Annotated in this window: 14 protein-coding genes; 13 read left to right on the top strand and 1 reads right to left on the bottom strand. The window is 64.6% G+C overall.

The window, feature by feature from the left end; genetic code table 11:
• Positions 1–12 precede the first annotated feature (12 nt).
• The 13 genes from nuoI (at position 13) to WS70_RS12680 (ending at position 11,546) form a co-directional block, all read left to right on the top strand.
• Positions 13–501 (top strand): NADH-quinone oxidoreductase subunit NuoI, encoded by a 489-nt coding sequence (nuoI, locus tag WS70_RS12740; RefSeq protein WP_010102524.1) that lies wholly within the window; start codon positions 13–15, stop codon positions 499–501.
• A 113-nt stretch (positions 502–614) separates the two neighbouring features.
• Positions 615–1,271 carry an NADH-quinone oxidoreductase subunit J gene (locus WS70_RS12735; protein ID WP_059470604.1) on the top strand — a complete coding sequence of 219 codons (657 nt, stop codon included), beginning with the start codon at positions 615–617 and terminating at the stop codon, positions 1,269–1,271.
• A gap of 17 nt (positions 1,272–1,288) precedes the next feature.
• Complete coding sequence (gene nuoK, locus WS70_RS12730) at positions 1,289–1,594, top strand: NADH-quinone oxidoreductase subunit NuoK (protein ID WP_010102528.1); 306 nt, start codon at positions 1,289–1,291, stop codon at positions 1,592–1,594.
• A 17-nt stretch (positions 1,595–1,611) separates the two neighbouring features.
• Positions 1,612–3,654, top strand: coding sequence for an NADH-quinone oxidoreductase subunit L (gene nuoL, locus WS70_RS12725; protein ID WP_059470605.1), 2,043 nt, complete (start codon positions 1,612–1,614; stop codon positions 3,652–3,654).
• 14 nt (positions 3,655–3,668) lie between these two features.
• Positions 3,669–5,159 (top strand): NADH-quinone oxidoreductase subunit M, encoded by a 1,491-nt coding sequence (locus tag WS70_RS12720; protein ID WP_059596631.1) that lies wholly within the window; start codon positions 3,669–3,671, stop codon positions 5,157–5,159.
• Positions 5,160–5,198: 39 nt separating this feature from the next.
• Positions 5,199–6,656, top strand: coding sequence for an NADH-quinone oxidoreductase subunit NuoN (nuoN, locus tag WS70_RS12715; protein WP_059596630.1), 1,458 nt, complete (start codon positions 5,199–5,201; stop codon positions 6,654–6,656).
• Complete coding sequence (locus WS70_RS12710; protein WP_059470608.1) at positions 6,656–6,961, top strand: DUF2818 family protein; 306 nt, start codon at positions 6,656–6,658, stop codon at positions 6,959–6,961. The genes nuoN and WS70_RS12710 overlap by 1 nt, the downstream gene beginning before the upstream one ends.
• Before the next feature lie 36 nt (positions 6,962–6,997).
• Positions 6,998–7,588, top strand: a complete 591-nt coding sequence (locus WS70_RS12705; RefSeq protein WP_059470609.1) for an NUDIX domain-containing protein — start codon at positions 6,998–7,000, stop codon at positions 7,586–7,588.
• Positions 7,589–7,730: 142 nt separating this feature from the next.
• Entirely contained in the window at positions 7,731–8,153 is a 423-nt protein-coding gene (locus WS70_RS12700; RefSeq protein ID WP_059470610.1) for a DUF1178 family protein, read from the top strand.
• Between the two features lie 62 nt (positions 8,154–8,215).
• The gene (locus WS70_RS12695) at positions 8,216–9,412 is read left to right on the top strand and encodes an acyl-CoA dehydrogenase family protein (RefSeq protein ID WP_059470611.1); all 1,197 of its coding nucleotides are present in this window, start codon (positions 8,216–8,218) and stop codon (positions 9,410–9,412) included.
• An 11-nt stretch (positions 9,413–9,423) separates the two neighbouring features.
• Complete coding sequence (locus WS70_RS12690) at positions 9,424–10,557, top strand: acyl-CoA dehydrogenase family protein (RefSeq protein WP_059596629.1); 1,134 nt, start codon at positions 9,424–9,426, stop codon at positions 10,555–10,557.
• Between the two features lie 39 nt (positions 10,558–10,596).
• Entirely contained in the window at positions 10,597–11,055 is a 459-nt protein-coding gene (locus tag WS70_RS12685; protein ID WP_059596628.1) for a MaoC family dehydratase, read from the top strand.
• Positions 11,052–11,546 (top strand): MaoC family dehydratase, encoded by a 495-nt coding sequence (locus WS70_RS12680; protein ID WP_059596627.1) that lies wholly within the window; start codon positions 11,052–11,054, stop codon positions 11,544–11,546. The genes WS70_RS12685 and WS70_RS12680 overlap by 4 nt, the downstream gene beginning before the upstream one ends.
• A 170-nt stretch (positions 11,547–11,716) precedes the next feature.
• Here WS70_RS12680 and WS70_RS12675 read toward each other — a convergent pair whose 3' ends face one another.
• Positions 11,717–12,412 carry a glutathione binding-like protein gene (locus tag WS70_RS12675; RefSeq protein WP_059596626.1) on the bottom strand — a complete coding sequence of 232 codons (696 nt, stop codon included), beginning with the start codon at positions 12,410–12,412 and terminating at the stop codon, positions 11,717–11,719.
• Positions 12,413–12,720: the final 308 nt, after the last annotated feature.

The following is a 12,720-nucleotide window of genomic DNA, read 5'->3' as shown; positions in this document are numbered from 1 at the left end:
GCGGACGAAATCATGACGGCAATCCAACAATTCTTTAAGACCTTCTTCCTGACCGAGCTGCTGAAGGGGCTTGCGCTGACGGGACGTTACACGTTCAAGCGCAAGTTCACCGTGCAGTTCCCCGAAGAGAAGACGCCGATCTCGCCGCGTTTTCGCGGGCTGCACGCGCTGCGCCGCTACGAGAACGGCGAAGAGCGGTGTATCGCGTGCAAGCTGTGCGAGGCGGTGTGCCCGGCCTTGGCGATCACGATCGAGTCGGAGACGCGTGCGGACAACACCCGCCGCACGACGCGCTACGACATCGACCTGACGAAGTGCATCTTCTGCGGCTTCTGCGAAGAGAGCTGCCCGGTCGATTCGATCGTCGAGACGCAGATCCTCGAGTACCACGGCGAGAAGCGCGGCGATCTGTACTTCACGAAGGAAATGCTGCTCGCGGTGGGCGATCGCTACGAGAAGGAGATCGCGGCCGCAAAGGCCGCCGATGCGCGGTATCGGTGATTGACGTGCGCCGGCCCGGAAGACGGGTCGGCCCAAGCCGCGGCGATGCCGCGGCACGCCCGGCGGTGCCAGCCAACCGCGCCTGACAATGGCCTAATGATGAACCGGTAATCATGGACTTCACGACCGTACTCTTCTACATCTTCTCGCTGCTCCTCGTGGTGTCGGGGCTGAAGGTGATCACTTCGCGCAACCCGGTGGCGTCTGCGCTCTTCCTCGTGCTCGCGTTCTTCAATGCGGCCGCGATCTGGATGCTGCTCGAGGCCGAGTTCCTCGCGATCCTGCTGGTGCTCGTCTACGTGGGCGCGGTGATGGTGCTCTTCCTGTTCGTCGTGATGATGCTCGACATCAACGTCGACGTGCTGCGCCGAGACTTCAAGCGCTTCGTGCCGATGGCGACCGCGGTCGGCGCGATCATCATCGTCGAGACGGCCCTGATCCTGTGGCGCGGCTACGGCGCGACGGCCTCGCCCGTGCGCGACATCGCCGCGGGCGCGCTCGCCGGCATGCCGAACACGAAGCTGATCGGCAAGGTCATCTATACCGATTACATCTTCGCATTCGAAATCGCAGGCCTCGTGCTGCTCGTCGCGATCATCGCCGCAGTCGCGCTGACCGCGCAGAAGGGCAAGGACAGCAAGCGCCAGCGCGTGTCCGAGCAGGTGAAGGTGCGCCGCGAAGACCGCGTGCGCCTCGTGAAGATGCAAGCCGACAAGCCGCAGCCGGAAACCGCCGCGAGCGACGCCGCGTCGGGCGGGAACAACGGCTAAGCGGAGGAGAAGAATCTATGTTGACCTTGGCTCATTACCTCGTGCTGGGCGCGATCCTGTTCGCGATCAGCATCGTCGGGATCTTCCTGAACCGCCGCAACATCATCGTGATCCTGATGGCGATCGAACTGATGCTGCTCGCGGTGAACACCAATTTCGTCGCGTTCTCGCATTACCTGGGCGACGTGCACGGCCAGATCTTCGTGTTCTTCGTGTTGACGGTCGCGGCGGCGGAAGCCGCAATCGGCCTCGCGATTCTGGTGACTCTGTTCCGTAAGCTCGACACGATCAATGTCGAGGATCTCGATCAGCTCAAAGGTTAATTTCAGGCAACGCTGTTATGTCAACGACACTCAATGAAAACCTGCTGCTGGCGATTCCGCTCGCTCCGCTGGCCGGCTCGCTGATTGCGGGGCTGTTCGGCAACGCAGTGGGGCGCAAGGGCGCACACCGGATCACGATTCTCGGCGTCGCGATCTCGTTCATTCTTTCCGCGATCGTCTTCTTCGACGTGATGGGCGGCGCGAGCTTCAACGCGACCGTCTACGAATGGATGAACGTCGGCTCGCTGAAGCTCGAAATCGGCTTCCTCGTCGACACGCTGACCGCGATGATGATGGTCGTCGTCACGTTCGTGTCGCTGATGGTGCACATCTACACGATCGGCTACATGTCGGAAGAGGACGGCTACCAGCGCTTCTTCTCGTACATCTCGCTCTTCACGTTCTCGATGCTGATGCTCGTGATGAGCAACAACTTCCTGCAGCTGTTCTTCGGCTGGGAAGCGGTGGGTCTCGTGTCGTACCTGCTGATCGGCTTCTACTTCACACGTGAGAGCGCGATCTACGCGAACATGAAGGCGTTCCTCGTGAACCGCGTCGGCGATTTCGGGTTCCTGCTCGGCATCGGCCTCATCCTCGCGTACGCCGGCTCGATGAACTACGGCGAAGTGTTCGCGAAGCGCGCAGAGCTCGCGTCGCTGCATTTCCCGGGCACCGAATGGGGCCTGCTGACCGTCGCGTGCATCTGCCTCTTCATCGGCGCGATGGGTAAGTCCGCGCAATTCCCGCTGCACGTGTGGCTGCCGGACTCGATGGAAGGCCCGACGCCGATTTCCGCGCTGATTCACGCGGCGACGATGGTGACGGCCGGCATCTTCATGGTCACGCGGATGTCGCCGCTGTTCGAACTGTCGGACGCCGCGTTGTCGTTCATCACGGTGATCGGCGCGATCACGGCGCTCTTCATGGGCTTCCTCGGCATCGTCCAGAACGACATCAAGCGCGTCGTCGCTTACTCGACGCTGTCGCAGCTCGGCTACATGACGGTCGCGCTCGGCGTGTCCGCGTACCCGGTCGCCGTGTTTCACCTGATGACGCACGCGTTCTTCAAGGCGCTGCTGTTCCTCGGCGCGGGGTCGGTGATCATCGGCATGCACCACGATCAGGACATGCGCAACATGGGCGGCCTGCGCAAGTACATGCCGATCACGTGGATCACGTCGCTCGTCGGCTCGCTCGCGCTGATCGGCACGCCGTTCTTCTCGGGCTTCTACTCGAAGGACTCGATCATCGACGCGGTGAAGCTGTCGCATCTGCCGGGCTCGGGCTTCGCTTACTTCGCGGTGGTCGCGAGCGTGTTCGTCACCGCGCTGTACTCGTTCCGGATGTACTTCCTCGTCTTCCACGGCGAAGAACGCTTCCGTCATCCGAAGGAATTCGGCAACAACCACGGCGCCGAGTCGGCTGCGCATCACGGCCATGACGACGACCACGGCCACGCGCACGAGCCGCACGAAACGCCTTGGGTCGTCTGGGTGCCGCTCGTGCTGCTCGCGATTCCGTCGGTCGTCATCGGTGCGATCGCGATCGGCCCGATGCTGTACGGCGATTTCTTCCAGCACGGCGTCGCGTTCGACAAGGTGATCTTCATCGGCCAGAACCACCCGGCGCTTGCCGAGATGGCGGAGGAATTCCACGGCTGGGCGGCGCTCGGCCTGCACTCGATCTCGTCGCTGCCGCTCTGGCTCGCGCTCGCCGGCGTCGTGACCGCGTGGTTCCTGTACCTGAAGCGCCCGGGTCTGCCGACCGTGATCCGTCGCGCGTTCGGCCCGATCTACACGCTGCTCGACAACAAGTACTACATGGACAAGATCAACGAGGTCGTGTTCGCGAAGGGCTCGATCGCGATCGGCCGCGGTCTGTGGAAGGAGGGCGACGTCGTGGTGATCGACGGCCTCGTCAACGGCAGCGCGCGCTTCATCGGCTGGTTCGCCGGCGTGATCCGCTTCCTCCAATCCGGTTACATCTATCACTACGCGTTCGCCATGATCATCGGCATGCTGGGGCTCCTGACCCTGTTTGTAACGCTCGGCGGCAAATAAGGCGGGGACGACTAATGCACTCTTTTCCGATTCTCAGTACCGCGATCTGGTTGCCGATCGTCTTCGGCCTCATCGTGCTCGCGGTCGGCTCCGACAAGAATCCGGGCGCGGCGCGCTGGATCGCGCTGATCGGCTCGCTGGCGGGCCTGGCCGTCACGATCCCGCTGATCACGGGCTTCGACTCGAGCACCGCTGCGCTGCAGTTCGTCGAGCAAACGACCTGGATCGAACGCTTCAACATCACGTATCACCTGGGCGTCGACGGCATCTCGATGTGGTTCGTCGTGCTGACCGCGCTCATCACGGTGATCGTCGTGATCGCCGGCTGGGAGGTGATCACCGAGCACGTGTCGCAGTACCTCGCCGCGTTCCTGATTCTCTCGGGGATCATGATCGGCGTGTTCTCCTCGGCCGACGGCCTCTTGTTCTACGTGTTCTTCGAGGCGACGCTGATCCCGATGTACATCATCATCGGCGTCTGGGGCGGCCCGAACCGCGTGTACGCGGCGTTCAAGTTCTTCCTGTACACGCTCGCCGGCTCGCTCTTGATGCTGGTCGCGCTGATCTACCTGTACACGCAGACGCATTCGTTCGACCTCGCCACGTGGCAGAACGCGAAGATCGCGATGACGCCGCAGGTGCTGCTCTTCATCGCATTCTTCCTCGCGTTCGCGGTGAAGGTGCCGATGTGGCCCGTCCACACCTGGTTGCCTGACGCGCACGTCGAAGCGCCGACGGGCGGCTCGGTCGTGCTGGCCGCGATCATGCTGAAGCTCGGCGCATACGGTTTCCTGCGCTTCTCGCTGCCGATCACGCCGGACGCGAGCCACTTCTTCGCGCCCGTCGTGATCGCGCTGTCGCTGATCGCCGTGATCTACATCGGCCTCGTCGCGATGGTGCAGGCGGACATGAAGAAGCTCGTCGCGTATTCGTCGATCGCGCACATGGGCTTCGTCACGCTCGGCTTCTTCATCTTCAACCAGCTCGGCGTCGAAGGCGCGATCGTCCAGATGATCTCGCACGGCTTCGTGTCGGGCGCGATGTTCCTCTGCATCGGCGTGCTGTACGATCGCCTGCACTCGCGTCAGATCGCCGACTACGGCGGCGTCGTCAACGTGATGCCGAAGTTCGCCGCGTTCGCGATGCTGTTCTCGATGGCCAACTGCGGTCTGCCGGGCACGTCGGGTTTCGTCGGCGAGTTCATGGTGATTCTCGCCGCCGTCCAGTTCAATTTCTGGATCGCGTTCGGCGCGGCGTTCACGCTGATTCTCGGTGCGGCGTACACGCTGTGGATGTACAAGCGCGTGTACTTCGGCGCGGTGGCGAACGATCACGTTGCGAAGCTGAAGGACATCAGCCGCCGCGAGTTCGTGATGCTCGCCGTGCTCGCCGCGTTCACGATGCTGATGGGCCTCTATCCGAAGCCTTTCACCGACGTGATGCACGTTTCCGTGGAAAACCTCCTCTCCCATGTCGCGCAGTCGAAACTGCCGCTGGCCCAGTAAGCGCGAGCGGAGGATACAAAGATCATGCAAAACGCACCTATGAATGTCCTGTTGCCTGATGCGCTGGTGATGGTCGCCATCATCGTCGCGTGGCTGAACGACACCTTCGTCGGCGCGGCCGGCCGCCGCCTCACGTACCTGATCGCGGTCGTCGCATCGGCCGCGGCCGGCGTGTGGTTCGCGCTGCAAGCCCTCGATCCCCAGCAGTACTACTTCTTCTCGCGGATGGTCGTCGTCGATTCGTTCGCGAGCGTGATGAAGGCGGTGGTGTCGCTCGGCTTCGCCGTGACGCTCGTCTACTCGCGCAAGTACCTCGAAGATCGCGATCTGTTCCGCGGCGACGTGTTCCTGCTCGGCATGTTCTCGCTGCTCGGCCAGCTCGTGATGATCTCGGGCAACAACTTCCTGACGCTGTACCTCGGCCTCGAGCTGATGTCGCTGTCGCTGTATGCGGTGATCGCGCTGCGTCGCGACGCGGCGCAGTCGAGCGAAGCGGCGATGAAGTACTACGTGCTCGGCGCGCTCGCTTCGGGCTTCGTGCTGTACGGGATCTCGATGCTGTATGGCGCGACGGGCTCGCTCGAGCTCAACGAAGTGCTGAAGGCGGTCGCATCGGGTCGCATCAACGACGCGGTGCTGCTGTTTGGCGTGATCTTCGTCGTCGCGGGCGTTGCGTTCAAGCTCGGCGCCGTGCCGTTCCACATGTGGGTGCCGGACGTCTACCAGGGCGCGCCGACCGCGATGACGCTCTTCGTCGGCGGCGGCCCGAAGGTCGCGGCGTTCGCGTGGGGCCTGCGCTTCCTCGTGATGGGTCTGCTGCCGCTCGCGGTCGACTGGCAGGAAATGCTCGTGATCCTCGCGGCGCTGTCGCTGATCGTCGGCAACATCACGGGTATCGTCCAACGCAACGTGAAGCGGATGCTCGCGTACTCGGCGATCTCGAACATGGGCTTCGTGCTGCTCGGACTGCTCGCGGGCGTCGTCAACGGCAACCCGTCGTCGGCGGCGAGCGCGTACAGCTCGGCGATGTTCTACACGATCGTCTACCTCGTGACGACGCTCGGCTCGTTCGGCGTCGTGATGCTGCTCGCACGCCGCGACTTCGAAGCCGAAACGCTCGACGACTTCAAGGGGCTCAACAAACGCAGCCCGGTGTTCGCATTCGTGATGATGGTGATGATGTTCTCGCTCGCCGGCATTCCGCCGACGGTCGGCTTCTATGCGAAGCTCGCGGTCCTCGAGGCGACGGTCAACGCCGGCCTCACGTGGCTCGCGGTGCTCGCCGTCATCACGTCGCTGTTCGGTGCGTTCTACTATCTGCGCATCGTCAAGCTGATGTACTTCGACGCGCCGCAGGACACGACCCCGATCGCGGGCGGCGCGTGCAAGCGTACGGTGCTCGTGCTGAACGGCCTCGCAGTCGTCGTGCTCGGCATCGTGCCGGGCCCGCTGATGACGATCTGCCTGCAGGCGATCAGTCACACGCTGCCGCTGTAATGTCGGCAGCCGGTTGGTTCATCGTGCTGTTGGCGCTCACGGGCGCCAACCTGCCGTTCCTGAACCAGCGCCTGTTCGCCGTCGTGCCGCTCAAGAGCGGGGCGACGGCGAAAAAGAGCGCGTGGATCCGGATCGGCGAATTGATCGTGCTGTATTTCGTCGTCGGCGCATTGGGCTTCTGGCTCGAATCGCGCGCCGGCAATCGCTTCGAACAGGGCTGGCAGTTTTACGCGATCACCTTCAGTCTTTTTGTGGTGTTTGCGTTTCCCGGCTTCACGTTCCAGTATCTCGTCAAACGGCGCTGACGGCGTAGGCCGTCGCGCCCCACTGCGGAGCCGCCGATGGCCGACTTGCCGAATCACGACGCCACCCTCACCGAAACTTGCATCGAAAGCGAGCCCGTGTATGACGGCTCGTTCCTGAAGGTCAAGCGCGACACGGTTCGCCTGCCCGACGGCAAGCATGCGACGCGCGAATACGTGACACATCCGGGCGCCGTGATGGTCATTCCGCTCTTCGACGACGGCCGCGTGTTGATGGAGAGCCAATATCGCTATCCGATCGGCAAGGTGATGGCCGAATTTCCGGCGGGCAAGCTCGATCCGGACGAAGGCGCGCTCGCATGCGCGATCCGCGAGCTGCGCGAGGAAACCGGCTACACCGCGCGCGAGTACGTATTTCTCACGCGGATTCATCCGATCATTTCGTATTCGACCGAATTCATCGACATCTATCTCGCGCGCGGCCTGACGGCGGGCGAGCGCAAGCTCGACGATGGCGAGTTCCTCGAGACGTTCACGGCGACGCTGCCGGATCTGCTCGAATGGGTGCGCGCCGGCCAGATCAGCGACGTCAAGACGATCATCGGCACGATGTGGCTCGAGAAGGCGATGTCGGGCGCGTGGCCGCTCGGCGATGCGATTCGGCCGTAAGCCGGGCCGAGCGGGAGACTTTGCGAAGGGATACAATCGGTGCCGTCGGTTCGTTCGATCGCGTCCTTTTTCAGACTTGATTTAGCACGACCGTTCACAAAATTTCTTTTTGCGATACACTGGCAGCACGCCCTGATTCAGCATGAAGGTCCTCGATTTGCAATGCCCGGATGGCCATCGGTTCGAAGGCTGGTTTGCTTCGGCCGATGAGTTCGAAGCGCAGTTGTCCCGCAAGCTGGTCGAATGCCCGGTTTGCGGTGCGACCGAGGTCAGCCGCATGCCGTCCGCGCCGCGCCTGAATCTGTCGGGCGCGACGCAGGCGCAGCCGGCCGATCCGCGCGAACTGCAGGCGCAGGCAATGCGTGCGCTGCGCGAGGTGCTCGCGAAGACCGAGAACGTGGGCGAGCGCTTCGCCGAGGAAGCGCGGCGCATTCACTACAACGAAGCGCCCGCGCGCAGCATTCGCGGCGTAACCACGCCCGAAGACGCGCAAGCCTTGGCCGAAGAAGGCATCGACGTGATGCCGCTGCCGGTTCCGGCCGCGCTGAAAGAGCCTTTGCAGTGATCGATCGCTGATCGCTGCGCGGCCGTCGGCGGCCGCCGGCGCGGTCAGAGGAGACACTGCGCATGGATTTCGATTATTCCCCCGCCGACGACGCGTTCCGCGCCGAAGTCCGCGCATGGCTCGAGGCGAATCTGCCTCGCACGCTGCGCGCCAAGGTTCTCGATCACAAGCGTCTGAATCGCGACGACTTCGCGAGCTGGCATCGGCTGCTCGGCGCGCGAGGCTGGTCCGCGCCCGCGTGGCCCGTCGAGTACGGCGGTCCCGGTTGGAACGCGACGCAGCGCCACGTCTGGGAAGAGGAGTGCGCGCGGATCGGCGCGCCGCCCGTGCTGCCGTTCGGCGTATCGATGGTCGCGCCGGTGCTGATGAAGTACGGCAGCGAAGCGCAGAAGCGGCATTATCTGCCACGGATTCTCGATGGCACCGACTGGTGGTGCCAGGGCTACTCGGAGCCCGGCTCGGGTTCGGATCTCGCGTCGCTGCGCACGCGCGCCGAGCGACACGGCGATCATTACGTCGTCAACGGCCAGAAGACCTGGACGACGCTCGGCCAGTACGCGAACATGATGTTCTGCCTCGTGCGCACCGATCCCGCGGCGAAGAAGCAGGAGGGCATCTCGTTCCTGCTGATCGACATGAAGTCGCCCGGCATCACCGTTCGCCCGATCATCACGCTCGACGAGGATCACGAAGTCAACGAAGTGTTCTTCGAGGACGTGAAGGTGCCCGTCGAGAATCTCGTCGGCGAAGAAAACCGCGGCTGGACCTACGCGAAATATCTGCTCGGACACGAGCGCACCGGCATCGCGCGCGTCGGCGCGTCGAAGCGCGAACTCGATTTCCTGAAGCGCATCGCGTCGCGCGAGCGCAAGAACGGCAAGCCGCTCATCGCCGATCCCGTTTTCGCCGCGAAGATCGCCGCGCTCGAGATCGAGCTGATGGCGCTCGAAGTCACGGTGCTGCGCGTCGTCAGCAGCGAGGCGAGCGGGCGCGGGCCGGGGCCGGAGGCGTCGATGCTGAAGATCAAGGGCACCGAGATCCAGCAGGCGCTGACCGAGCTGATGATCGACGCGATCGGGCCGCTCGCCGCGCCGTTCGACGCACCGTTCCTCGAAGGCGAGCGCGAGCACAGCGTCGCGGGCGACGATGACGCGGCGCCGCTCGCCGCGTATTACTTCAACTACCGCAAGACGTCGATCTACGGCGGTTCGAACGAAATCCAAAAGAACATCATCGCGCAGATGATTCTCGGACTGTGAGGAGCGGCGCCATGAACTTCACTTTCAGCGAAGAACAACAGCAATTCGCCGACGCGCTGCGCCGCTATCTCGACGAGCGCTACGGCTTCGACGCGCGGCGCGCGATCGTCCATTCGGATGCCGGCGTGTCGGCCGACCAGTGGCGCGCGTTCGCCGAGCTCGGCCTTACCGCGCTGCCCGTGCCGGAAGCGCACGGCGGTTTCGGCGGCGGCGCCGTCGACATGCTCGTCGCGATGCAGGAACTCGGGCGAGCGCTCGTCGTCGAGCCCTATTGGGCGACCGCGGCCGGGATCGAGGCGGTGCGCGTCGCGGGCTCGGGCAGCGGCGAAGACGCCGCGCTCCTCGAGCGCGTGGCGCAGGGCGACGCGAAGCTCGCGGTCGCGTTCCACGAACCGCACGCGCGCTACGACCTGTTCGCGATCGAGACGACCGCGCGGCCCGACGGCGATGCATTCGCGCTGAACGGCGTCAAATCGATCGTCCAGCACGGCGCGCAGGCGGATGTCCTGATCGCGCCCGCACGGCTGCCGAACGGCGCGCTCGGCCTGTTCGCGGTGGCGCGCGGTGCAGCGGGCGCGGACGTCGTCGACTATCGGACGATCGACGGCCAGCGCGCGGCGACGATCCGCCTGTCGAACACGCCGGCGCGCGCGCTTGCGGGCGGTGAGCGCGACGCGGCCGCGCTCGAGAAGATCTCCGACTACGGGATCGTGCTGCTGTGCGCGGAGGCGATCGGCGCGCTCGACGCGCTCAATCGCGCGACGCTCGACTATACGAAGACGCGCCAGCAGTTCGGCATGCCGATCGCACGCTTCCAGGCGCTGCAACACCGAATGGTCGACATGCTGATCCATGTCGAGCAGGCGCGCTCGCTCGCGTATCTCGCCGCGGTGCGCTATGCGAGCGACGATGCGAACACGCGTCGCAAGGCGGTGTCGGCGGCGAAGGTCCGCATCGGCCAGGCAGCGCGCTTCGTCGGCCAGCAGGCGGTGCAGTTGCACGGCGGGATGGGCGTCACCGACGAGGTCGCGGCCGCGCATCTGTTCAAGCGTCTGTCGATCATCGAAACGACGCTCGGCGATGTCGATCATCATCTCGCACGCTTTGCGTCGCTGCCGGATTTCGCGGCATTGCAGGATGCCTGAGCGGGCGCGCCCGCCCGACTCATTTCACGGAGAAGCTTGATGGGTATCAGTTACGAAGACCTGGAAGTCGGCGGTAAAACCGAAGTCGGCAAGCATCGATTCACGTCCGACGAGATCGTCACGTTCGCGCAGGCGTACGACCCGCAGCCTTTTCATGTCGACGAGGAAGCGGCGAAGTCGTCGATGTTCGGCGGGCTCGTCGCGAGCGGCTGGCATACGTGCTCGGTGTTCATGGGCATGCTCGTGCGCAACGTGCTGCAAGGCTCGACGAGCCTGGGCTCGCCCGGCATCGAGGAGATCCGCTGGATCAAGCCGGTGCGCTCGGGCGACACGATCACGATGTATACCAAGGTCCTCGACAAGCGGCTGTCCGCGAGCCGGCCCGATCGCGGGATCGTGACGACCGAATGGGAAGGCGTCAACGAGCAGGGCGAGACGGTCATCACCGTGCGCTCGAAGGTGCTGTTCGGGCTGCGGGAGCCGAAGGAGCGCACGTGACAAACGTGACGGACGACACGCAAGCGGCGCCGCCGACGATCGCGTCGGCGCAGGCGCTGCGCGAACTCGTCGGCGGGGAGCCGTTCGTGAGCGGCTGGATTACCGTCGACCAGCCGCGCGTCGACCGCTTCGCGGAAGCGACCGACGATCGTCAATGGATCCACGTCGATCCCGAGCGCGCGCGACGCGAATCGCCGTTCGGCGGGCCGATCGCGCACGGTTTTCTGACGCTGTCGCTGATTCCCGCGCTGATGGTCGACGCGGTCCGCTTTGAGGAGCGGATGAGCGTGAACTACGGGCTCAATCGTGTGCGCTTCCTGCGGCCGGTGCCGGTCGGCGCGCGCGTGCGGGCGCGCTTCGCGGTGAAGGACGTGAGCGAAGGCGCGCAGGGCGGCATGCGCGCGACGTGGTCGGTGTCTGTCGAGATCGAGCATCCTGAAAAGCAGGCGCTCGCATGCGCGGCGGAGTTCGTCACGCTCCATTTCTTCTGAGCGCTCGCGCGGCATTTCGCTGCTTCGCGTCGCGGTCGCGGCGACGCAGCGCGCGGCGAAGGAGGCGACAATAGAAAGGGACGCGGTTCGATCCGCGTCCCTTTTTCATTTCGGGCGACATGGCCCGCATTCGTCGCCGCGCAGGCGCGCGGCCGGCCGCGCGTCGCGCGTCAGTGGCGCGAGTACTGCGTCGCGCCGAACAGCATCTCGCGTGCGCGATCGTCGTCCTGCAACGGCTTGCGCAGCGACGCCAGCACCTCGACGCCGCGCTGCACCGCCGGCCGCGCGGCGATTGCTTCGTGCCAGCGCTTCACGTTCGGGAAGTCGTCGAGCTCGATGCCCTGGTTCTTCCATGAGCGAGTCCACGGGAACGTCGCGATGTCGGCGATCGTGTAATCGTCGCTCGCGAGGTACGCGGATTGGCCGAGGCGCTTGTCCATCACGCCGTATAGCCGCTTCGCCTCGTTCGTGTAGCGGTTGATCGCGTACTCGATCTGCTGGGGCGCGTAGAGGCGGAAGTGGTGCGCCTGTCCGAGCATCGGGCCGACGCCGCCCATCTGGAACATCAGCCATTCCAGCGTCGCGTAGCGCGCGGCAGGCGCGGACGGCAGGAGCTTGCCAGTCTTCTCGGCGAGATAGATCAGGATCGCGCCCGATTCGAACAGCGAGATCGGTTTGCCGTCGGGACCGTCGTGATCGACGATCGCCGGGATCTTGTTGTTCGGGCTGATCTTCAGGAATGCCGGCTTGAACTGGTCGCCCGCGCCGATATCGATCGGATGCACGCGATAGTCGAGGCCGGTCTCCTCGAGCATGATGTGGATTTTGTGGCCGTTCGGGGTTGCCCAACTGTAGACGTCGATCATCGTCGTTCCTTTGTGATGGTTCGTCGATGCGGCGCCGTTACGGCGCCGCGGCACGCGGGAAATTAGAGCATAGATCCGCCAGCGCTGCAGACGGCTGCGCGGGCGGAGGAAACGATGCCGGCGCGTGGTGCGTCGCTGCGCTTCGATGCGCGCCGCGCGGCCTCGGCTCGTCGGCTAGACGACTCGTCGGTCGTCGATTTGTCGGTTCGTCGGAGCGAACTCGCAACGTCTGTCACCCGGGCGGCCGAGCGCAAGGCGGCGATCGCATCGGCGCGCGTCGCCGCTGCCTGTCGCCGATCGCCGTCGAG

Origin of the sequence: Burkholderia mayonis (assembly GCF_001523745.2) — a bacterium.
In the GTDB taxonomy this organism is placed as follows: Bacteria; Pseudomonadota; Gammaproteobacteria; order Burkholderiales; family Burkholderiaceae; genus Burkholderia; species Burkholderia mayonis.
Note: the sequence above shows the minus strand (reverse complement) of the source record. Positions and strands in the feature narration are given on the sequence as shown.